This window comes from Aliarcobacter faecis, assembly GCF_013201705.1.
GTDB lineage: Bacteria > Campylobacterota > Campylobacteria > Campylobacterales > Arcobacteraceae > Aliarcobacter > Aliarcobacter faecis.
Window position 1 is genome coordinate 1,904,845 of the sequence record NZ_CP053837.1, and the last position, 23,740, is coordinate 1,928,584.

At 28.5% G+C, this 23,740-nt stretch carries 19 protein-coding genes; 15 read left to right on the forward strand and 4 right to left on the reverse strand.

What is annotated here, in order from left to right:
* The first annotated feature begins 12 nt into the window (after nucleotides 1-12).
* From AFAEC_RS09575 to AFAEC_RS09640, 14 genes are all read left to right on the forward strand, one after another.
* Nucleotides 13-1,299: a citrate synthase gene (locus tag AFAEC_RS09575; RefSeq protein ID WP_026805149.1), complete on the forward strand. Its 1,287-nt coding sequence runs from the start codon at nucleotides 13-15 to the stop codon at nucleotides 1,297-1,299.
* A gap of 30 nt (nucleotides 1,300-1,329) precedes the next feature.
* The gene (locus tag AFAEC_RS09580; protein WP_026805148.1) at nucleotides 1,330-2,766 is read left to right on the forward strand and encodes a 2Fe-2S iron-sulfur cluster-binding protein; all 1,437 of its coding nucleotides are present in this window, start codon (nucleotides 1,330-1,332) and stop codon (nucleotides 2,764-2,766) included.
* A complete protein-coding gene (locus tag AFAEC_RS09585; protein WP_026805147.1) occupies nucleotides 2,763-4,040 on the forward strand; it encodes a complex I subunit 1/NuoH family protein in 1,278 nt (425 codons plus the stop codon). The genes AFAEC_RS09580 and AFAEC_RS09585 overlap by 4 nt, the downstream gene beginning before the upstream one ends.
* Nucleotide 4,041: 1 nt before the next feature.
* Nucleotides 4,042-4,542: a NuoI/complex I 23 kDa subunit family protein gene (locus AFAEC_RS09590; RefSeq protein ID WP_026805146.1), complete on the forward strand. Its 501-nt coding sequence runs from the start codon at nucleotides 4,042-4,044 to the stop codon at nucleotides 4,540-4,542.
* Complete coding sequence (locus AFAEC_RS09595) at nucleotides 4,539-5,063, forward strand: NADH-quinone oxidoreductase subunit J family protein (protein ID WP_225442373.1); 525 nt, start codon at nucleotides 4,539-4,541, stop codon at nucleotides 5,061-5,063. Before AFAEC_RS09590 ends, AFAEC_RS09595 begins: the two co-directional genes overlap by 4 nt.
* Before the next feature lie 3 nt (nucleotides 5,064-5,066).
* Nucleotides 5,067-5,381 carry an NADH-quinone oxidoreductase subunit NuoK gene (nuoK, locus tag AFAEC_RS09600; RefSeq protein WP_026805144.1) on the forward strand — a complete coding sequence of 105 codons (315 nt, stop codon included), beginning with the start codon at nucleotides 5,067-5,069 and terminating at the stop codon, nucleotides 5,379-5,381.
* Nucleotides 5,378-7,264 carry an NADH-quinone oxidoreductase subunit L gene (gene nuoL / locus AFAEC_RS09605; RefSeq protein ID WP_026805143.1) on the forward strand — a complete coding sequence of 629 codons (1,887 nt, stop codon included), beginning with the start codon at nucleotides 5,378-5,380 and terminating at the stop codon, nucleotides 7,262-7,264. The genes nuoK and nuoL overlap by 4 nt, the downstream gene beginning before the upstream one ends.
* A 1-nt stretch (nucleotide 7,265) precedes the next feature.
* On the forward strand, nucleotides 7,266-8,753 hold the full coding sequence (locus AFAEC_RS09610; RefSeq protein ID WP_026805142.1) for a complex I subunit 4 family protein: 1,488 nt from the start codon (nucleotides 7,266-7,268) through the stop codon (nucleotides 8,751-8,753).
* Nucleotides 8,750-10,270 carry an NADH-quinone oxidoreductase subunit N gene (locus AFAEC_RS09615; protein WP_026805141.1) on the forward strand — a complete coding sequence of 507 codons (1,521 nt, stop codon included), beginning with the start codon at nucleotides 8,750-8,752 and terminating at the stop codon, nucleotides 10,268-10,270. Before AFAEC_RS09610 ends, AFAEC_RS09615 begins: the two co-directional genes overlap by 4 nt.
* A gap of 186 nt (nucleotides 10,271-10,456) precedes the next feature.
* Complete coding sequence (locus AFAEC_RS09620; RefSeq protein ID WP_026805140.1) at nucleotides 10,457-11,257, forward strand: fumarate reductase cytochrome b subunit; 801 nt, start codon at nucleotides 10,457-10,459, stop codon at nucleotides 11,255-11,257.
* Nucleotides 11,257-13,242 carry a fumarate reductase flavoprotein subunit gene (locus AFAEC_RS09625; protein WP_026805139.1) on the forward strand — a complete coding sequence of 662 codons (1,986 nt, stop codon included), beginning with the start codon at nucleotides 11,257-11,259 and terminating at the stop codon, nucleotides 13,240-13,242. The genes AFAEC_RS09620 and AFAEC_RS09625 overlap by 1 nt, the downstream gene beginning before the upstream one ends.
* Entirely contained in the window at nucleotides 13,242-13,973 is a 732-nt protein-coding gene (locus tag AFAEC_RS09630; protein WP_026805138.1) for a fumarate reductase iron-sulfur subunit, read from the forward strand. Before AFAEC_RS09625 ends, AFAEC_RS09630 begins: the two co-directional genes overlap by 1 nt.
* A 96-nt stretch (nucleotides 13,974-14,069) precedes the next feature.
* A complete protein-coding gene (locus AFAEC_RS09635) occupies nucleotides 14,070-16,418 on the forward strand; it encodes a dynamin family protein (RefSeq protein ID WP_026805137.1) in 2,349 nt (782 codons plus the stop codon).
* Nucleotides 16,418-18,442: a dynamin family protein gene (locus tag AFAEC_RS09640; RefSeq protein ID WP_026805136.1), complete on the forward strand. Its 2,025-nt coding sequence runs from the start codon at nucleotides 16,418-16,420 to the stop codon at nucleotides 18,440-18,442. Before AFAEC_RS09635 ends, AFAEC_RS09640 begins: the two co-directional genes overlap by 1 nt.
* Before the next feature lie 13 nt (nucleotides 18,443-18,455).
* Here the strand turns inward: AFAEC_RS09640 and AFAEC_RS09645 are convergent, their stop codons facing one another.
* Complete coding sequence (locus AFAEC_RS09645; RefSeq protein WP_026805135.1) at nucleotides 18,456-19,010, reverse strand: PhnA domain-containing protein; 555 nt, start codon at nucleotides 19,008-19,010, stop codon at nucleotides 18,456-18,458.
* A 140-nt stretch (nucleotides 19,011-19,150) separates the two neighbouring features.
* Between AFAEC_RS09645 and AFAEC_RS09650 the strand changes: the two genes are divergently transcribed.
* The gene (locus tag AFAEC_RS09650) at nucleotides 19,151-19,765 is read left to right on the forward strand and encodes an HPP family protein (protein ID WP_051487452.1); all 615 of its coding nucleotides are present in this window, start codon (nucleotides 19,151-19,153) and stop codon (nucleotides 19,763-19,765) included.
* A 5-nt stretch (nucleotides 19,766-19,770) separates the two neighbouring features.
* Here AFAEC_RS09650 and AFAEC_RS09655 read toward each other — a convergent pair whose 3' ends face one another.
* The 3 genes from AFAEC_RS09655 to AFAEC_RS12500 are packed head-to-tail and all read right to left on the reverse strand — an operon-like array spanning nucleotide 19,771 to nucleotide 23,473.
* Nucleotides 19,771-20,505: a response regulator transcription factor gene (locus AFAEC_RS09655; protein ID WP_051487450.1), complete on the reverse strand. Its 735-nt coding sequence runs from the start codon at nucleotides 20,503-20,505 to the stop codon at nucleotides 19,771-19,773.
* 10 nt (nucleotides 20,506-20,515) lie between these two features.
* Complete coding sequence (locus AFAEC_RS09660) at nucleotides 20,516-21,133, reverse strand: hypothetical protein (RefSeq protein ID WP_026805133.1); 618 nt, start codon at nucleotides 21,131-21,133, stop codon at nucleotides 20,516-20,518.
* 15 nt (nucleotides 21,134-21,148) lie between these two features.
* Nucleotides 21,149-23,473 carry a methyl-accepting chemotaxis protein gene (locus AFAEC_RS12500; RefSeq protein WP_172658651.1) on the reverse strand — a complete coding sequence of 775 codons (2,325 nt, stop codon included), beginning with the start codon at nucleotides 23,471-23,473 and terminating at the stop codon, nucleotides 21,149-21,151.
* Between the last annotated feature and the right edge of the window lie 267 nt (nucleotides 23,474-23,740).

Here is a 23,740-nt window from a genome sequence, read left to right on the forward strand (position 1 = left end):
AAAGGATATAAAATGGCAAAAAATACAATGACTTTTACTGATAACAGAAGTGGTAAATCATATGAGTACAATATAATTGATGGAACAAGAGGACCTAGTGTTGTTGATATTTCAACTTTTTACAAAGATTCAGGAATGTTTACATTTGACCCTGGATATACTTCAACAGCTGCTTGTGAATCAAAAATTACATTTATAGATGGAGAGAATTCTGAGCTTAGATATAGAGGTTATGATATTGCTGATTTAGCTGGAAAACACTCATTTTTAGATGTTTCTTACCTATTAATGAATGGTGAATTACCAACTGCTGAAATTTCAAAAAACTTAGATTTAGAAATTAGACATAGATCTTTCGTTGATGAAGGAATTATTAGACTTTTTGATGCACTTCCAGATAGAGCTCACCCTATGGCAACAATGGGAGCTGCAGCTATGGCATTATCAGCATACTATAAAGATCACTTACATTTAGAAGATGAAGAAGAGTTTAAAACTATGCAAAATAGAATTCTTGCAAAAATGCCAACAATTGCAGCTATGGCATATAGAAACTCTATTGGAACTCCACTTATCTATCCAGATGTAGATAGATATTTTACTGAAAACTTTTTATATATGCTAAGAGCTTATCCTGGTGGAAAAATGAAACATTTAGCAGATGGTTCAAATCAAGAGATTACTCAAATTGAAGTTGATGCACTTGATGCTATTTTAACTCTTCATGCAGACCACGAGCAAAATGCTTCTACAACAACTGTAAGAAATGTTGGTTCAACAGAAGCTCACCCTTATGTAGCAATTGCATCTGGAATTTCAGCACTTTGGGGTTCAGCTCATGGTGGAGCAAATGAAAAAGTTATGGATCAATTAAAACTAATTGGTGATGTTAAAAATGTACCTTCATATATTGCAAAAGCAAAAGATAAAAATGATCCATTTAGATTAATGGGATTTGGTCATAGAGTTTATAAAAATAGAGACCCAAGAGCTGAAACACTAAAAGGTTTACAAGATCAATTAAGAGAAAAATTAAATCTTGATTCTAAACTTTTAGATATTGCTCAAGCAGTTGAAGAAGCAGCTTTAAATGATGACTACTTTAAACAAAGAGGTTTATACCCAAATATTGACTTCTATTCAGGTGTAATTTTAACAGCTCTTAAAATTCCAGTTGAAATGTTTACTCCAATTTTTGTTATTGGAAGAACTCCAGGATGGATTGCACAATGGGCTGAATTAAAAAGAGATCCTAAACATAAAATTGCAAGACCAAGACAATTATATACAGGTAAATAATAGATTAAAAATTCAAAAGGGGATATGCTTATGGCCGAACAAGTTAGTATTACAATTAATGGTATTCAATTTCAAGCTACAAAAGGTAGCTTGCTAATTGATAAATTAATCGATGAAAATATTCATATTCCCCACTTTTGTTATCATCAAGCTTTGGGGAAAGATGGGAATTGTAGGATGTGTATGGTTGAAATAGATGGTCAAAAAAGACCTCAAATCGCCTGTGATACACCTATAAAAGATGGGATGATTATACGAACAAAAGGTGAGAAAATTGAAAAAGTAAGAAAAGACATTTTAGAGCTTGAACTTATAAATCACCCAATAGATTGTCCAACATGTGACCAAGCTGGTGAGTGTAAACTACAAGATTATTATATGGAATCTGGTTTTTATTCTTCAAGAGTAAACGTTGATGATAAAAATGAAGCTAGAAAAAGAGTTGATTTGGGCTCAAATGTAATGCTTGATCAAGAGAGATGTGTTTTATGTCTCCGATGTGTAAGATTCTGTAAAGATATTACAAAAACAGCAGAATTAGGAGTTATTGATAGAACAGATCATTCTGTTATTGGAACATTTCCCGGTCGTCCTTTAGCTAATCCATATGCTATGAATGTAGTTGATCTTTGCCCTGTTGGAGCATTAACAAGTAAAGATTTTAGATTTAAACAAAGGGTTTGGTTCTTACAAAGCTTTGAAGCTATTTGTAATGGTTGTTCGAAAGGCTGTAATATAAATGTAGATCATAGAAAAGAGAAATATAAAGATGATATGATTTACAGATTTAGACCACGAACAAATAAAGCAGTAAATGGTTGGTTTATGTGTGATGAAGGAAGATTGTCATACAAAAATGAAGCTGAAAATAGATTTGAGACTGCTTTAATAGATAAAAATGAAACAAATCTTTCAAATGCTATTATTAATATCTTTAAAGAGTTATCATCTTCACAAAATATATTAATGCTTTTAAGTGCTAATTTATCTTATGAAGAGATGATAAATACAAGAGCATTAGCTAATAAATTAAATATAAAACTAAGTGGTTATTCTCCAAATACTATTGATGAGAGTTTTGCTGATGATTGGCTAAAAAAAGCTGATAAAACAGCAAATAGAGCATCATTTAAAGAGCTTGGAATTGATGAGTCAAAAGAGTTTTTTGAGAAATCATTAAATGATGCAAAAACAGTTATTATAGTAGAAAATACATATTTTGAAGATAAGTTAAATTTACTTGAAAATAAAAAAGTTATTTCTCTATTCTCACACCACTGTTTAACTATTGGAAACTCAGATATTGCTGTTCCTGTTGCATCATTTTATGAAAAAAGTGGTTCTTACATAAACTGTAATGGAATTAAGCAAAAAGTTGTTTCAAAAATAGAAAGAAATAATCCTATGCCTACAATTACAACAATAATAGAAGATATTAAATCTATGATAGAAAAAGGAACTATATGAGTAATACAATTATAATTATAGTAAATATTGCACTAGCTATTATTTTAGCTGTTGGTCTTACTCCTCTTTGGGTATGGTGGGAGAGAAGGATAGCTGGTTTTATTCAAGATAGAAGTGGACCAAATAGATGTAATATTGGCGTTTTTAGACTTGGTGGATTAATACAAAGTATTGCTGATATGTTAAAACTTATTTTTAAAGAGGATTTTGTTCCTTCTCATATTAAAAATAAATTTTTCTTTACAATAGCACCTGTTATTGTCTTTTTCTGCTCTTTCTTAACTTTTGCAGTTATTCCTTATGCTGATGTTTTTGTTTATGATGGAACTGCTCATACAATGCAAGCCATTCCAAATCATTTAGGAATTATGTGGTTTATTGCATTTGCTGGACTTAGTGTTTATGGAATAATTCTTGGTGGTTATTCATCTGGAAGTAAATATGGTCTTTTAGGTTCAATTAGAGCTTCAGCACAAGTTATATCTTATGAAGTTTCTATGGGATTGGCAATTATCTCTATGATTATCTCTTATGGTTCAATTCACTTAACAGATATGGTAAATGCACAAACTGGAACTTATCTTGGAGTTATTCCTATGTGGGGAGTATTTATTCAACCTCTAGCTGCAATTATATTTATAGTTTGTGCATTCGCTGAAACTAATAGAGCACCTTTTGACTTAGCTGAGGGTGAAAGTGAAATTGTTGCAGGATATCATACAGAGTATAGTGCTATGAAATTTGGACTTTTCCAAGTTGGTGAATATGCTGCAATGAGTGCTTCAAGTGCAATTATAGTAACACTATTTTTTGGTGGTTATCAAATTCCTTGGATGGATACAGCAACTATTCAAGCAAATATAAACTATGTGATTTTAGCAATATTAATAACTCTTCCTATTTTAATCTTTTTATTCACAAGATGGATGAAGAAAAACAATAAAGCTATTGGACAAAATATAAGTAGAGAAAAAGAGACAAAAATTCTAACTACAATATTTTGGGCTTTAGGTGTTGGTATTTCTATTTTATTAATCTCTTTTTTAGTAACTGGTTTAGGAGAAAATGGAGTTAATATTGTAACTGCTGTTTTACAAATAGGAACTTTTTTAATCAAGTTTTTTATGATGGCATTTGTTTTTATGTGGGTTAGATGGACAGTTTTAAGATTTAGATATGACCAACTTCAAATGTTAGGATGGAAAGTTTTAATTCCACTAGCATTATTAAATATTGTTGTAACTGCAATATTTGTAGTTGTAAAAGGAAGTTAATATGGCAATAAAAGTAGTACCAAGATATGGTAAATCATTTAAAGACAAACTTTATTTACCTGCTATTGCAGGTGGAATGAAGACAACATTTAAACACTTCTTTAAAAATTTAAAAGATGTTGAGGGTATAAATACTTTACAATATCCAGAGGTTCAACCAACAGATATAACAGAGAGATATAGAGGAGTTCATAGACTTACAAAGCATGATGATGGAACAGAAAAATGTGTTGCTTGTTTTATGTGTGCAACTGCATGTCCTGCTGAATGTATCTTTATAGACGCTGAAGAAAGATTTGATGGTATTGATGAAAAGAGACCCAAAGAGTTTAAAATTGACCTTTTAGAGTGTGTATTTTGTGGATATTGTGTTGAAGCCTGTCCTTGTGATGCTATTCGAATGGATACAGGTATCTTCTCTTTTACAGCTTCAAGTAGAGAAGAGTTTGTCTTAGACAAAAAAGCTCTTATGAAAAATGAAAGATCAAAGGATTTTGAATGATAGCAAATATTATTTTTCTAGCTCTTGCTTTTTTTGCAATCACTGGTGCAATAGCTATGATTGTTTATAAAAATCCTATGTATAGTGCTTTAGGTGTTTTAATTTCAATGTTAAGTGTTGCTGGAATGTTTGCACTTTTAAATGCAACTTTTCTATTTTTAATTCAAATAATAGTTTATGCTGGTGCAATTATGACTCTTATTTTATTTATTTTAATGTTCTTAAATATAAATGAAGAAGATCTTCCAAATGAACCAAATAAATATAGATTAATAATTATTGGTGCAATTATTATGCTTCCACTAAATATTTTAGTTTTAAAAGCGGTTTCAATGCTTCCAGCAAAAGATGTATCAACTCTTGAGACAACATTTGGAGATTTAAAACCATTAGGTATGACTCTATATGATAACTGGATAGTTGCAGTTGAGTTAGTATCTATTCTTCTTTTAATAGCACTTATTGGTTCAGTTGTTCTTGCTAAAAAAAGAAAAACTAAAATTATAGATAAGGAGGACTAAAAAATGATATCTCTTACTTCTTATGCCTTTGTTTCAATGATGCTTTTTTCTATTGGAGCAATTGGAGTAATTGCAAGAAAAAATATCTTTGTAATTTATATGTCAATTGAGATGATGTTAAATGGAATAAATCTGTTCTTAGTAACATTTGCAAGATACCATTTTAATATAGACCCACAAATTATTACAATTGTTGTAATATCTATTGCTGCTGCTGAAGCTGCTATATTTTTATCTGTAATTATTCTTTTATATAGATCTAAAAAATCTTTGGATACAGATCTATTTACATCTCTTGCACAAGGAGAGAATAAATGAGTACAAATTTACTAATTTGGATAATTTTATCTCCACTAATTGGAGCTATATTAAATGGTGCTTTATATTTTTATAATATTAAAAAAAGAGATATTGGAGAACTTCCTTTTGCTATTATAGGAACACTAACTCCTCTAATCTCTTTTTTAATAACTCTATGCCTATTTTTACAGATGATTGAAGAAAAAATAGTTTTCAAACAACATTTATTTACTTGGTTAAGTGTATCTAAGCTAAATATTGATATGGCATTTTTAGGTGATAATTTAGCAATATTTATGTCAATGTTTGTAACTTTTGTTGGTTGGCTAATTCATATTTATGCAGTTGGCTATATGAGAGGTGATGCAGGATTTGGTAAATTCTTTGCTTACTTTAACCTTTTCTTAGCTTCAATGCTTATTTTAGTTTTAGCTGATAATCCAGTAATTTTATTTATTGGATGGGAAGGTGTTGGAGTTTGTTCATACCTTTTAATTAAATTTTATTATGGAGATAAGAACAATGTTCTTGCAGCAAATAAAGCATTCATTGTAAATAGAGTTGGAGATTTTGGTTTTCTTTTAGGAATTGCAACACTATTTTTTGCTCTAGGACAAATTGATTTATCTTTTAGCTCTATTGAAGCAAATTTAACAAATACATCAAATGGTTGGCTAATTCTAGCTGGTTTCTTACTTTTTGTAGGAGCTATGGGAAAATCAGCACAAATTCCACTTTATACTTGGCTTCCTGATGCAATGGCTGGACCAACACCAATTTCAGCTTTAATTCATGCAGCAACAATGGTTACAGCAGGGGTTTATATGGTTGCAAGATTTCACTTTTTATATAGTGGAATTGAAGAAATTGGAACATTTATAGCTTATATTGGAGCTTTATCAGCTCTTTTAGCTGCTATTATAGCTACAAGACAAACAGATATTAAAAAAATCCTTGCTTACTCAACAATGAGCCAATTAGGATATATGTTTATAGCTGTTGGTTTAGGTTTTTATTCAACTGGATTATTCCATGTATTTACTCATGCTTTCTTTAAAGCAATGCTATTTATGGGAGCTGGAGGAGTTATTTTAGCAATTCATCATGAACAAAATATCTTTAATATAGCAAAACATAGAGCAAATCTTCCAATTATATCATTTACTTTTTTAGTTGGAGTTATTGCAATTTCAGGAATTCCTCCATTTTCAGGTTTTTTCTCTAAAGATGCTATTTTAGCAGTTGCATTTCAAGAAGGTCACTATCTAATCTATGCTATTGCACTATTCACTGCATTTTTAACAGCATTTTATATGTTTAGACTTTATTTTATAGTATTCGTTACACCAAATCATCATAAAAAAGAGTATGTATATACAAGTAAAACAATTACTATTCCTCTTCTAATCTTAGCTATTGGAGCAATTGGAGCAGGATTTTTAAATTTTCCATCTATTTTTGGTGGAAGCCATTTAGTTGATAGTTTTTTAGGAGATTTAAACTCAAAATCTATAACTCTATCACATAGTACAGAGTATATTTTAATGATTCTTTCAGTTGTTGTAGCTGCACTTGGAATATTTGTAGCATATAAAAAATATGGAAATTTTGATTTAAGTAAACCAGAACTTGAAGTTGGATTTATAGGAAGAAAACTTTATGTTGATGAACTATATGATGCAATTTTTGTAAAAGGTTTAAAAGGCTTTTCAAAACTATTTGACAAAGTTATCGATGATAAAATTATTGATGCAACAATTATGAAATCATCAAGTGGTTTTTTAAATATAGGTAAAAAAGTTGCAACTATTCAAAATGCAAATGTAAGATTTTATGCAGTATTTATGCTTTTAGGTATGACATTTGCCTTTATTTACCTATATATTTCATTAGGATTGTAATATGAATCAAGTAATACTTTCATTTATTATATTTTTACCAGCTGTTGTAGCATTAGGTTTAATGCTTACAACAAAAGAGATTAAAACTGTAAGAAATATCTCTTTTGTTACAACAACTGTTGTTTTAGCCTTAGCTTTAAAACTATTTATGGATTATGAACCAAACTCTTCTATGCAGTTTGTTGTAAATATCCCTTGGATAGAGAGCTATGGTATAAATTACTATTTAGGTCTTGATGGGTTTTCTTTAACAATTTTAATGATGATTGCAATTTTAATTCCATCTTCATATTTACTACTTTGGGAAAAAGAGAATAAATCATATTTTATTAATATGCTTTTAGTTCAAACTGGTGTTACTGGAGCTTTATTAGCTTTAGATATAGTATTATTTTACTTTTTCTGGGAACTTATGCTTATTCCAATATTCCTAATGATTGGAATGTATGGAAGCGGTGATAAAGTAGCAACTACTTTAAAAGTAACTATTTATACGATGGCTGGTTCACTATTTATGCTACTTGCAATATTCTATTTAGGAATATCTTATTCAAATGAGTTTGGTTTTTGGTCTTTTGCTTATAATGATTTAGCAAAAATTACAACTCTTGATTCTAGTACAAAAACTTGGTTGTTTTTAGCATTTTTATTTGCATTTGCAATAAAAATTCCTCTATTCCCTGTTCATACATGGATTATGGCAACATATAAAAATGCTCCAACAGGTGCTGTTTTCATTCTCTCATCAATTATGGCAAAACTAGGAATTTATGCAGTAATTAGATTTTTAATCCCTATTTTCCCAGATGAAGTTCAAATCTACTCAAACTATTTAGTATTTATAGGTATTTTTGGAATGGTATATTTTGGTATTGCAGCTTTAACACAAGAAGATATAAAAAGAATGTTTGCATACTCTTCAGCTTCACACTTAAGCTTTATAGCAGCTGGTGTATTTTCACTTACAACTTATGGTTTAAGTGGTGCTTTATATCTAATTATGGCTCATGCAATAGCAACAGGTGCTCTATTTTTACTTGTAGGAAATATACAAGACCAAACTGGAACTAAAAAAATTAAAGATTTAGGTGGAATTGCTAAAAAAGCACCTATTCTTACATTTATTTTCGCCATTATGTTATTTTCAAATGTGGGACTTCCTGGAACTAGTGGATTTGTATCAGAGTTTTTGATTATTTTTGGTGTATTTGAGTTTAATCTATATTTAGGAATTATCTCTGCTTTATCAGTTATTATTGGAGCTTCTTATATGCTTTGGATGTTTCAAAGAGCAATACTACAAGATAGACCAGAAGGTTCAATTGAACTTAATATCAGAGATTTAAAAATAAAAGAGATTTTAGCTTTAACTCCTTGGGTAGTTTTAATCTTTATTATGGGGATTTTCCCAGATATTTTCACAAATATCTATGAGCCAACAGTAAGCTCATATTTACAAGATATTTTACAAATTGGAGCAACAAAATGAATCAATTTATCTTAACACTACCAACTCTTACAGTTCTAGTTGGAGCATTAGTAGTTATGCTTTTAAGTATGTATGAAAAAATTTCTATAAAAACTCATATTGTTGTAACATCACTATTTTTAGTTTTAGCTTTAATATTTTCATTAGTAAATATAAATAGTAGCTACTCTGTTCAAGCTTATGAAAGCTTTTTACACAATGTTTTAACATTTGATACTTTCTCAAACTTCTTTAATGCAATGCTTATTTTTGGAACTCTTTTAACTATTCTTATTGGAGAGAGCTATTTTAGAAATAGAGACTATTTTAAAGGTGAATTTTTTAGTTTAATTTTATTCGCTCTATTTGGAATGATGATTTTAACTCAGTCAAATGAACTAATAACTGCATTTATTGCTTTAGAAATTGCCTCTTTTTCAGTTTATATTATGGTTGGATTTAATCAAGACAATTCAAAAAGAATTGAAGCTTTATTTAAATATTTAGTTTTAGGTGCTTTTGTTGGAGCATTCTTCCTTTTAGGCTTAGTTTTAGTTTATGGAAGTGTAGTTTCTACAAACTTTGTAGATATAAAAACTTTTATTGATAATGCAAGTGTAAATGATTTAGTTTTAGTTTATATTGGTATAACTCTAATTTTATTTACATTCCTATTTAAAATTGCAGCTTTCCCATTCCAATCTTGGTTACTTGATGTTTATCAAGGAGCTCCAATGATTGTAACAGCATTTATGGCTTCAACGTTTAAAATCTCAATTTTTGCGTTTTTCCTTAGATTAATCCTTGATATAATTTCACCTATCTTTGATTTTTGGGATAGTTTATTAACAATTGTTGTTATAGTAACTTTAGTTATTGGAACTTGGCTTGCTCTTACTCAAGAGAGTGTAAAAAGAATGCTTGCTGCTTCATCAATAGTTCATACAGGTTATATTTTAATGGCTTTTGTTGCTTTAACTTATGAAAACACACAAATTGCAAATATAGATATCTCTTACTCTATAATGTTCTATTTACTAGCTTATATGCTAGCAGCTCTTGGTTCATTTGGGTTAATATCGCAAATAAACTCAAAATCTATTATTAGAGTAAATTTTAGTGATTTTAATGGTTTAGCAAAACAAAGACCATTTTATGCCCTAATGCTTACAATATTCTTACTATCTCTAGCTGGAATTCCAGGAACTATTGGTTTTATAGGAAAACTTTATGTATTTACTGAGACAATAAAAGCTGGTTATACATTAATAGCTATTTTAGCTATTTTAGCAACAATTGTTTCAATTTATTACTACTTTAGATTAATTGCAGCTATGTATTTTTACTCTGCAAAAGATGAGTGTGAAATAGAAAACTTTAATGAAAAAAGTGTATCAAATTATGCTGTAGCATTTATAGCAATTGCTACAATAATTGGTGGTATTGGAAGTGCAATTATTTTCTTTATTCCATCAATTAGTATTGATACAATTACAAATCTCACAAATATAGCTATTCAATCACTATTTTTAAACTGATTGTTTAATATAGTAACTATCAAATAATTCATAAAAGTGCTAAAAATCCCCACTAGGGGATTAAGTGTAACTTTTCTACCACTATACATTAACAAAAAGTAAATATATCCTAAGCTATTGAAGAAACTTTAAACTATTATTTTGCTATGATTTTGTGAAATCTAAAATCGCAAGAAAGGATAGCAAATGAGTGACCTAATAGAGGGTTATTTAGGAAAAACAACAGAAGGGAAAAAGAGTAGACTTCCTGCAAAATTAGACTTTATTCAAAGTTTTACAGGTGGATTTCTAGCTCTATTTATGTGGGCACATATGATGCTTGTTGCATCAATTTTAGTGTCAAATGATTTTATGTACTATGTTACAAAACTTTTAGAGGGTAGCTTTATATTTGAGGGTGGAAATCCACTTTTAGTATCTATTGCTGCACTTGTTATTTTTGTTATTTTTATAGTTCATGCTGCACTAGGTATGAGAAAATTACCAGGTAATTTTAGACAGTACCAAGTAATGAAAGCTCATTCAAAAAGTATGGGTCATGATGATACAAAACTTTGGTTTACACAAGCATTTACTGGTTTTGCAATGTTCTTCTTAGGTTCAGTGCATTTATATGTAATTATGACTCATTCAGGTGATATTGGACCTTATGAGAGTTCAGATAGAGTTTGGTCTGAATATATGTGGCCACTTTATATTCTACTTTTATTAGCTGTTGAATTCCATGGAACTATTGGATTATATAGACTCTGTGTTAAGTGGGGTTGGTTTGATGGAGAGAACCCAAAACAAACAAGAAAAACTCTTAAAAAATTAAAATGGGCTTTAACTGTATTCTTCTTAGTTTTAGGATTTGCTTCACTTGCAGCTTATATGAAAATTGGTTACGAAAATGCTCAAAAAGGAACAGTTGGACAAAAATATACACCAACTGCACAAATTATGAAATATGAATTAAAAACTAAAACTCTTGGAGGAATCGCTTAATGAAAATTAATTACTGTGATGCGTTAGTTATTGGTGGAGGACTTGCAGGTCTTAGAGCTGCTGTTGCTGCACAAAAAAAAGGATTAAGTACAATAGTTTTATCATTAGTTCCAGTAAAAAGATCTCATAGTGCTGCAGCTCAAGGTGGAATGCAAGCATCTTTAGGGAACTCTAAAATGTCTGATGGAGACAATGAAGATTTACACTTTGCAGATACTGTAAAAGGTTCAGATTGGGGATGTGATCAAGAAGTTGCTAGAATGTTTGTTCATACTGCACCAAAAGCAATTAGAGAATTAGCAGCTTGGGGTGTACCTTGGTCAAGAGTTGAAGCAGGTACTAGAGAAGCTGTTATTAATGCTAAAAAAACAACTATTACTGAAGATGAAGATAGACATGGTCTTATTACATCAAGAGACTTTGGTGGAACTAAAAAATGGAGAACTTGTTACACAGCAGATGCAACAGGTCATACAATGTTATTTGGTGTTGCAAATGAGGCTCTAAAACATGATGTTGATATTAGAGATAGAAAAGAGGCTTTAAGTCTAATTCATGAAAATGGTAGATGTTATGGAGCAGTTGTTAGAGATTTAATTACAGGAGAACTTGAAGCTTATGTAGCAAAAGGAACATGTATTGCAACTGGTGGTTATGGAAGAATCTTCAAACAAACTACAAATGCTGTTATTTGTGAAGGAACAGGTGCAGCTATTGCTTTAGAAACTGGAATTGCAACTTTAGGAAATATGGAAGCTGTTCAATTTCACCCAACACCAATCGTTCCATCAGGAATTCTATTAACTGAAGGTTGTAGAGGTGATGGTGGTATCCTAAGAGATGTTGATGGACATAGATTTATGCCAGATTACGAGCCAGAGAAAAAAGAGCTTGCATCAAGAGACGTTGTTTCAAGAAGAATGATTGAGCATATTAGAAATGGTAAAGGTGTTCCTTCACCTTATGGATACCATGTATGGTTAGATATCTCTATTTTAGGTAGAGAGCATATTGAGAAAAACTTAAGAGATGTTCAAGAAATTTGTCAAATTTTCAACGGTATTGATCCAGCTGATGAAGGTCCAAAAGGTTGGGCTCCTGTTTTACCAATGCAACACTACTCTATGGGTGGAATTAGAACTAAACCAACAGGTGAATCACAAAAATTAGCAGGTCTATTTGCTTGTGGAGAAGCTGCTTGTTGGGATATGCATGGATTTAATAGACTTGGAGGAAATTCAGTTTCTGAAACAGTTGTTGCAGGAATGATTATAGGTAACTATTTTGCTGATTATTGTTTAGCAAATGATGTAACAATTCCAACTGCTACAGTTCAAAAATTTATTGATGAACAAGAAGCTTATCTTGATGAGATTCTATCATACAATGGTTCTGAAGATATCTTCAAAATCAAAAATAGAATGAAAGAGTTAATGGATGAGAAAGTTGGTATTTTTAGAAGTGGAGAACCTTTAAAAGAAGCTGTTGAAGAGTTAAAATCACTTTTACAAAAAACTAAACAAATCACTATTAAATCAAAAGAGAAATCTGGAAATCCAGAACTTGAAGAAGCATATAGAGTACCTAAAATGTTAAAAGTTGCTTTATGTGTTGCTAAGGGTGCTAGAGATAGAACTGAATCAAGAGGGGCTCACTATAGAGAAGATTTCTTAATGAGAGATGATAAAAACTGGTTAAATAGAACTTTAACTTCTTGGCCATCAAAAGATGCACTAGAGCCAGAGATTACTTATGAACCACTTGATATTATGACTATGGAGATGCCTCCAGCATTTAGAGGATATGGGGCAAAAGGTATGATTATAGAGCATGATGATTCAGCAATTAGACAAGAACAAGTTGATAGCATAACTGAAAAAATGCAAGCTGAAGGTAAAGATAGACATGAAATTCAACACGCTTTAATGCCATTTAGCTTACCAATGAACTACAAAGAGAAAAATGAAAGAGCAGGAGATAAATAATGAGTACGCAAAAAGGTAGAGAAATTACAATTTCAGTTCTTAAATATAATCCAAGAAGTAAGGTTTCAAAACCTCACTTTGTAGAGTATAAGCTAGAAGAGACACCAGGTATGACTCTTTTTATCGCTTTATCTCAAATTAGAGAACACTATGATCCTGATTTATCTTTTGACTTTGTATGTAGAGCTGGAATTTGTGGAAGTTGTGGAATGATGGTAAATGGTAAACCAACTCTTGCTTGTAGAACATTAATTGCAAATTATCCTTCAGGAAAACTTCAATTAATGCCAATGCCAGCATTTGAACTAATCAAAGATTTATCAGTAAATACTGGTAAATGGATGGATAGTATGAGTAAAAGAGTTGAATCTTGGATTCATTCAAACGAAGAGGTTGATATCTCTAAAATGGAACAAAGAGTTGATCCAAAAGTTGCAAATGACACATTTGAGTTAGATAGATGTATTGAGTGTGGTATTTGTGTTGCTTCTTGTGGAACAATGTTAATGAGACCAAAATTCGTAGGACCAGTTGGATTAAATAGAGTTGCAAGATTTGATATTGACCCACATGATAATAGAACAGCTGAAGATTTCTATGAATTAATTGGTGATGATGATGGAGTATTTGGTTGTATGTCATTAATGGCTTGTGAAGACCATTGTCCAAAACATTTACCATTACAAAATAAAATTGCTTACTTAAGAAGAAAATTAGTAGCACTTAGATAATTATTTATGAAGGTTTTACCTTCATAAATGAAAAAAATAGAAAAAGTTAAATATCATTTGTGATATTTAACTTTTTTTATTTAGGAGAGTCTATAAATGAGTTTAACAAATGATTATTTTTTACTATATCATGGAATTACATTTGAAAAAAATCTAGAGATTGAGCCAATTGATATAGAGCTTAACTCTGATACTTTTACTATTTTTGCTTTAATTATTAGTGCAAATAGAAAGAATTATGAAAAATTTATACATCTTACATCTTTTAAAACCCTTTGCCAACAGTTAAAAATTAAAACTCCATCAAATGCTAATGAGTTTTATCATATTCAAGAAAATATTGTTGAACTAATTTCGCAAAATAGACTAAAAACAAATTTTGAAACTCTTCATCATAGCTTTGAATATTTGCAAAATGAAAATATTATAGATAAAGATAGCTATACAAAACTAAACTCTTTATTTGATTATAAAGAAATTGAAGCTATAAAAGATGAGACAAACTCAATATCAAAAATTGATGATGAATATAAAACTTCATTTAAAGAGTTAAAAATCACTATCGAAAATATTTTATTAGAACTAAAAAATGAAATTAAAAATAGTGAAGTTTCTCAAGAGCTTAAAGCAGTTGGAGAATATATAAACAATCAAAAATTCTCTATAGGAATAACTGGTGTTATGAATGCTGGAAAATCTACAATGCTAAATGCTCTTATGGGAAAAGAGATTTTGGGAAGTGCTGTTGTTCCTGAAACTGCAAACCTTACAATTGTAAAACACAATCCAACTGATAATGCAAAAGTATTTTATTGGAACACAAAAGAGTGGGAGAAAATTGAAGAGAGTGCAAAAAGTTTAGAGAGTATGAGAGATTTTGTAAATGAAACTAACAAAGTCTTTGGTGAAAATCTAAAAAACTACATAAAACCAACTTCAAGATTTGATGAAGTTGATATAAATAATTTGTCATCTTATACATCTGCCGAACATAGTGAAAAAAAATGTAATCTTGTAAAGTATGTAGAACTAGGGAGCAATCTTAAATTTTTAAGTGATGGTATAGAAATAGTTGATACACCAGGACTTGATGACCCAGTTATCCAAAGAGAAGAGATAACAAAAGAGTATATTTCTAAATGTGATATGATGATGCATCTAATGAATGTATCTCAAAGTGCTACTTTAAAAGATGTTGAGTTTATAATTGATGCTGTTTTATATCAAAATATTTCAAAACTTTTGGTAGTAATCACAAGAGCTGATACTGTATCTAAGAAAAACCTTGAAGAAGTTATAGAGTACACAAAATCATCTATTCAAAAACAATTAAAAGCTCAAAACAAAGATTCTCAATTAGACCATATTTTAAAAACTATAAAGTTTATTCCAATATCAGGATATATGGCACTACTTCATAGAACAGGTAGAGAAAAAGAGGCTCTTGAAGCTGGATTTACCTTAGAAGATACAGGAATTTTAGAGATAGAAAACTATCTTATGGAGAGCCTTTTTGGAACTTCTTCACAAAAAGGTGATTTAGTTATTCAATCAGCAAAAACTCAATTGAATAGACTTTTAGAAAAACAAATAGGTTTTAATAATTACGAACTAACTTTATTAAATAAATCAAAAGATGAATTAGAGTTAGAATTAGTAGAATTTAATAAGAAAAAAGATTCAAATAAAAGAGTACTTTTTTCAATGAGTGAAGATATTAATTACTACAAAAATGATGCAAAATCATATATTGATTCTTTAGAGACATTTTTACAAAGTGAACTTTTAGAGTTACAAAATATCATAAAACAAAGAGTTGTAAATGATACAAGATACTCTTTAGAGAAAACTAAAAAAAGACCAGAAAATGCAAGAGTAAAAGTTATTGTTGAAACAGCAATAAAAGATGGAATTATTGATGTAATTAGAGATTATAGATATAAATTCATAAAAAAATCTCAAACTATTGGTGAACAGTGTGAACAAAAATATCATGATTTAGGTTTTGCACTAGGACATAAAAATGAGAATTTTGATGCAAGAGGATTTTTCCAAGATGATTTTAAAAGTGGTTTCTTAACTTCAAATAATGAGATTATGCTAAATCAAATAATTAATGCCGTTGGAAGTGCTAAGGAAGGAAGATTAAATGAACTTGATAGAAATATTGAAGATATTATAAAAAATCAATTTAAAGGTATTGAAGAAGATATTAAGTCTAAAGCAAAAAAAGTAAGTTCACTTTTAATTGAAAATTTCTTTAATACACTAAATGCTCCACTAAAAGCTTTTGAACAAAGATTAAAAAATGAAGAAGAGAGCCTTCAAAATAGAATTGCAACTTTTGAAGAAAATGATAAAAATAAAGCTGAATTATCTATAAATCTACATAAAAATATTAAAAAACTTGAAACTATTATGTTAAATATTAAAGGATTACACTAATGAGTGCAAATTTAAATATATTAAAAAGCTTTGCTAATGAATATAAAGAACAAAACTCTTTAAAAGAGATAGTTTATGAAGATGGACTTGTTGGAGATATAAAAAAAACAATAGATAAATTACTTGATGAAAAATTTCATCCATCAATTCAACTACAATCAGTTTTAAATAAACAATTAAGACGGGCTAGATATCCTATGGAAGTTGCAATTACTGGACAATTTAGTGCTGGAAAATCAACATTTCTAAATGCCCTACTTTCAAGAAATATTCTACCAACAGGAATTACACCAGTTACATCTAAAGTAAACTTTATAAATTATGGTGAAGATTTTAAATTAAAGATAACATATTATTCAGGAGCACAAGAGTTTGCACCAATAGAAAGTATTGCTGATTTTACAGATCAAAGACAAGATGATATGAAAAATATTAAATATCTAACACTTTACGCCCCAATGCCTATTTTAAAAGAGATCTCATTTGTTGATACTCCAGGTCTAAATTCTCAATCTCAAAGTGATACAGATGTTACAAGAAGAGTTTTAAAAGATGTTGGTGGAATTATTTGGCTAACATTGATTGATAATGCAGGAAAACTCTCAGAAGCTCAAGTTCTTGAAGAGTATATGCAACACTTTAAAAATAAATCTTTATGTGTTTTAAATCAAAAAGATAAATTAACTCCAGAACAAGTTGAAACTACTACAAATTATGTAAAAGATAAATTTAGTAAATATTTTGCTAAAGTGGTACCAATTTCAGCAATAAAAGCTTTAGAAGGAAGAGCAAAAGAGAAAACTATTTTAATTGAAGATGAAAATATAAATCTTTTAACTCAACTAAAAAAAGAGCTCCTATCAAAAGATATAGAAGATAATGCTGATATTGAGAAATTATTAACTGAACATAAAAATAAAATAAAATCTATAAGATTAAGTGATACATCAAATAATATAAAACTTTTAGAAGATTCAAATATTCAAGAGGTTTTAGATTTTATTGAAACAACAATAAGACCACAAGCAGCTGAAGCAAAAGAGTTTGCTATTAAAAAAGATTTAAGAAGTTTTTGTGATATTTTAATAAAAGAGTATGAAACAATCATCAAAGTTTATGATGCTTTAGTTGAAGTTTTAGAATCTTGTGAAGCAAAAGTTGATGAAGCTTTTGAAAATATTCATAAAAAATACTCTAAAGAACTTTTTAATATATATAATTCACTTGAAACTGTTATGGAAAAAATAGCAAACGAGACATTTAAAAATATTAAAAGAAAAAAATCTCTTAGATTTGAAGAGTCAAAATCGCTTTTTGGTGAGAAAATAGAGAAATTTGAGTATGAAACATTTTGGATTGATAGTGATGCTGTTTATAAAGCACTATTTTATGATGATCAAACCGTAGATAAAATGTTCAAAAGATCAATTAAACTTCTTAAAAATATAGAATTGGATACAGATGAAGCATTTAGAGATGTTTATAGAGTAATAAAAAATGATGTTGTAAAGTGGCAAGAGCCTTATGAACTTATAAGAAAACAAAGAGAGATAGCTTCAGATATAGAGTTCTCAAATACTAGGCACTTTGCAGCAAAAGTTTATGAAAATGTTTTAAGAACTTTTCATAAAGCAATTTTGGAAAATATTTCAGCACTAAGAAAGAAATTTGCATACTTTAATGGTGCATTATCATACTCATATATACAAACAACACAAGCAACTATTGCTCACTTTGAACAACAAATAAGTGAAAGTGAAGAGCTTTATAAAAAAGAGCCTAGTAGATTCTCTATCTCTCATCCAAGAGAAGATGAAATTGTTGCAAAGTTAAAAGCAAATTTTGGATTTGAAAAAATAGAGGATTTTTTAACTTCAAAAAGAAACTATCTATTTAAAATTATAAAATACTCAAAAGAGCAATATTTAGATATAAATAAAGATAGAATAGAGTTCGTAAAAAACAAAAAAGAGCAATATTTAGAAAAAATAAAAGATTTAGAGAAAATAAAAGAGGAGGTTTAACCTCTTTTCATTTTTAAGCTTTTTTAAGATATTGAGTAAGAATTACTATTTTTACTCCATTTACCCTTCCTTCAATATGTTCAGGATTAGAAGTAAGTGAAATATTTCTTACAGCAGTTCCTCTTTTTGCAGTAAAACCAGCACCTTTTACCTCTAAATCTTTAATTATTGTAACAGTATCTCCAGCATTTAAAACTACACCATTACAATCTTTATGAATTATTCCATCTTCAACTTTAGAAATCCCTGCTTCTGCCCAAGCTCTTACATCATCTTCCAAATACATCATATCAAGAAGGTCTTGATTTCCTAATTTTTTCAACATTCTATATGATAAAACTTGAACAGCAGGAACACTACTCCACATAGAATCACTTAGACAAAACCAATGATTTTCATCTAAAAAACTATCATCTTCAAATTGTGTTTTACACTTTGCACATAATAATGCTGATTGTAAAGCTGTTCCATCACTAGGACTTACCTCATAAACACTTAAGTCCTGTGTTGATTTACAAAGTTCACAAGAAGAATCACTTCTATTTAAAAGTTCTTGTTCAATACTCATAAAAATTACCTCATTTTAAGAAAATAGCTTGGATTATAGCAAAATAAACAAAATCTAAAATTTTGTAAACTTTTATTGACCAAAATCATAAGAATTAAGAGTAAATTTTATTATTATAGTATTCAAAGAGGTATTTAATAATGAAATTTTTTTATAAACAATTCCAAAAAATAAACTCTGAGCCACTTGATAAATCAAATATGTTTTGGTCATGGATTGGCTCTTTTTTAGGAATTATATTAATTGCATTTTTTCATAAGAATTTTTTAGATGATGATGGATTAATACTAGTTTTAAGCTCTTTTGGAGCAAGTGCTGTTTTAATTTATGGGGCAATAAATTCACCTCTTGCTCAACCAAAAAATCTAATAGGTGGTCATATAATATCTGCAATTATAGGAGTTATCTCTTATAAACTTTTTGCACCAAATCTTTTCTTAGCTGCTGCAATTGCTGTTTCAACCTCTATTTTAATTATGCAATTAACTCTAACTTTACATCCTCCAGGAGGGGCAACAGCACTAATAGCTGTTATTGGAAATGAACAAATTCATAATTTAGGCTTTTTTTATGTAATAATTCCTGTTTCTAGTGGAGCATTAATTCTATTTTTAATAGCATTTATTATAAATAATATCCCAAGAAATAGAGCATATCCACAAAGTTATAAAGAGTTTTTAAAAAAACATTATAAAAGGTATAAGAGAAAGAGTTTAAAAAAAGTAGTATTCAAAAAAAATACTATTAAAAATTAAACCTTTTAATAAATTCTTATACTATATCCAACACCATAATTGTTTTGAATATCTAACATTGGTACTTTTTTTCTAAGTCTTGAAATAAGATTCTTTAAATTTGATATTAGAATATCCAATTCACTCTCTTCATCATATAAATAGTTTGTAATCTGTTTATTTGTATATATTTTCTGAGGTGTTTTCATCAATAAATCAAGAAATAAAAACTCTTTTTTTGTAAGTTTTAAAACCTTTTGATTTAAAATAAGTTGTTTCTCTTGCTTATTCCAAGAAAGTTCATCTGATAATTTTATAAAAACTGAATTCTTTTCATTTTTATAAACTCTTTTGTTATATATATTTCTGGAAACATTAAAAATAACTTCTAAGAAATTATCATAATCTATTGGTTTTAGGACAAATTGAAAAACTCCTACATTTACAAGTTCCATTAAATAATGGGTTTCACTATGAGCTGATAAAACTACTACCTTTTGTTCAGGATTAATTCTATATATATTTTTTATCAACTCTATTCCATCCATATTTGGCATCTGAATATCTGTTATTATTAAATCATAATTATTTGTAGAACTCATATATTTAAAAAAAGCTTCTTCACCGTCATAAGCTATATCTACTTTATAAAAGATATCTTTAAGTAAAAGTGCCATCTCTTTTGATAAATTTTCATCATCTTCTACAAATAAAATAGCAATTTCTCTTCCATATTTTTCCAATAAATTATAATCTAGCAAAATTTATCCTTTAACTCTTTCTTTTTTTACTCTTTTTTCTACCTGTATTTATTTTGTATTCCACTTTTTTAAGTTTTTCTATTAATTTTGAAGATATTTTATACATATTCATAACAACTGCTCTTTTTTCTAAATCTAAATCTTTTTTTGCATCATCAAATCTATTTATCAAAGCCAAATAGTCAATAGATTTCAAATATGGATAAAAATAACTGCTTTTTTCTTCTTCTATTATCCATTCACTTAAAAGACAAATCACAACAAGTTCTGGTATCCAAAAGCTTCCATTTGCTAAAAGAGTCTCAATAGTTTTAACTAAAGTATCATAATAAACCATTAAAGGTTCTTCTTTTTTTGCCAATATTTTTAGTGTAGAGTTTTTATTTGCATTTTCTATTAAACTTCTTAAATAAGAAGAATTTATAACTGTATCTTGTAACTCATATAATAAAGTTCTTAAAGTAAACTCTATAAAATCATTATCCTCTTTATTTGATAGTTCAAAATAGTAAACCCCTTTATCTATTTGATTAAAATACTCTTCTAATGTTGTTCTTATAAATACTAAAAGAGCTTCAGTTTTTATATCTCTCAATAATTTTGGTTTTACTCTATTTGTACAATTCATATGCTCATCTTAATATTAAAAAGTTTCCCATTCTTCATTAGTCGAATCAATCTTTATATTAGTCTTATTTGAACTATTTACTTTAGATTTTATCTTCTTTGGAACTATTTCCTCTACTACTCTTTTTTGTGAATTTTCTATTCTATTTGCTTTCACATCATTTTTACCTATAAACTCTTTTGCATTTGCATTTTTAACTACTATATTTGCAATATTATCTGTTAAACTTGATATATCATGAGTTTGTGAAGCTATCATAGCATTTTGTTGAGTTTGTTGGTCTAGTTGATTTACTGCATCATTTATCTGCTCTATTCCCATTAATTGCTCTTTACTTGACATCTCTATATCTGATATTAATGTTATAGTCTCTTCTATATTCTTACTTAAATCAACATATCCATGTATCATATTTGTTGCTATTTGTTTACCTTCATTCGCTTTTTGTGTTGCATTCTCTACTATATTTTTTATCTCTCTTGCTGCTTCTGCACTTCGTGAAGCTAAGTTTCTTACTTCTTGAGCAACAACTGCAAACCCTTTTCCTGCCTCTCCTGCTGTTGCTGCTTCTACTGCTGCATTTAGTGAGAGAATATTTGTTTGGAATGCTATATTATCAATAACTCCTATTGCTTCATTTACTAAATTTACCTGAGTATTTATCTCTTCCATTGCTGTTGTTGTTTGATTTGCTAACTCTTCTCCCTCTTTTACTGATTTTGTTACATTATTTGACAAGTTAGACATCTTTGCTATACTTTGTGTATTATTTCTTATATTACTTGTTATCTCTTCTAATGCTGCTGCTGTCTCTTCTAAACTTGCTGCTGCCTCATTTGAACTTATATTCAATTTATCTACATTCTCTAAAAGTATTCTTGAACTATTCTCTAATGTTAATCCATTTGATTTATTCTCTACTAACATTGATGTTATTGAGTCTCCTAAATGATTTACTCCATTTGCTAGTTTTAATAGATGCTCTTTTAACCCTTTTTGGTCTATCTTATTTAAATAATTATAACTTGCATACTGTTCTAATATATTTAATATATTATTTATATTTGATTCAAGATTCTCTCCCATATTATTTAATACATTTTTTAATTGCATTAATGCTGGATTTGATACTTGAGTATTTAATCTTTGGCATAAATCTCCTTGTTCAAACTCCCCTAATACTGCTATTGTCTCATCTATTAATCTTCTATCTTCTTCTACACCTTTTTGTGTTTTTAAGATATTCTCATTTACAATCTTACTCATTTGTCCAAATTCACAGTTACCATTTATTTTTATTAAATCTACTGTTAATTTATCTCTATTTAAGTAAGCAAAAAACCCTAATAATCCATCTTCAAAAGTTTTTAGTAAATTTGAAATATTTCTTGAAATAGCTATTGATACTATAACACCTACAATTAGTATTATCAAACCTACAATTAATATTACAACTTTTATAAAGCTATTTAAACCATCAACATTTGAACCAATATCATCTTGGATTTTACCTTGAGAAACTAAAATCTCGTGTCCTAAGTCTTGAATCTTTTTTGTTAATACATTTAACTCATCTTTAATTACACTATTTCTTGCATTAACTGCTTCATAAAGTTGAATAACACCATCTTCATAGTTTTTTAAAGTAGTTTCAAACTCTTTTATCTCTGTTGCATTTCTTTGCCCAAAAATAGATTTAATAATTTTAAGTTCATTTGTTATTAATGAAATATTTTTTTTAACCACTTCAAAGTCATCATTACTATTTGTTTCCATAAATTTTAAAACATAAATTTGCATAATCAAAACATCATTTAGTAGTTTTGAAACTTCAAAACTACTTTCATAATTTCTACTTTCAGACTCTTTTACTACAACTGAAGATAAAATTTGCTCTACTTTTTTACCGTTTTTGTATAAATTCTCATTTAAAATATTATCTCTTGTTTGCATATAATTTATAACTTTAGAAAAAGAGTTTTTATAATTATCTAAAGATTTATCTACATCTTGCATTTGAGCTTTTATTGTAGGATTTTTTAAATTCTCAATTCCTAAATTCACAAGAGCTTTTATTTCTACAAACTCTTTATTAAACTCATCTATACTACTTTTTTGATGAGATTTTATATACTCTAAAATAGTACTATTCATTTTTAATAAAGAGATATCAATATTTGCTATAGTCTTCGCATTTTTTGCTATTCTTCTATATTCAGAAAAACCATCACTCGTTTCATTTATAGATTTTGTTGCAAAAAGAACAAATCCAAGAATTAATATAATTATTATAGAAAAAGAAAAAATTAATTTCTTCTTTATTGTTAAATTATTTAACATTCAAATCCCCCTATTGTTATTAACAGCATTAATAATAACTTACTTTTTATACCAATATTTCCCATATATTTTCCCTCTATATTTAATTTTATAATTCCAAGATTTGTTGGATTAGAAATTATCTTATACTCATTAAGATTTACTATTCAATTTATATTTATCAACTCTTTTTTTATATTATAATATAAGAGTGTATTCAAAAAGTATCATTATTAGGTAAACTTATTTATTTTAACTCAAAAAATAATATTATGATACTTCTAGATT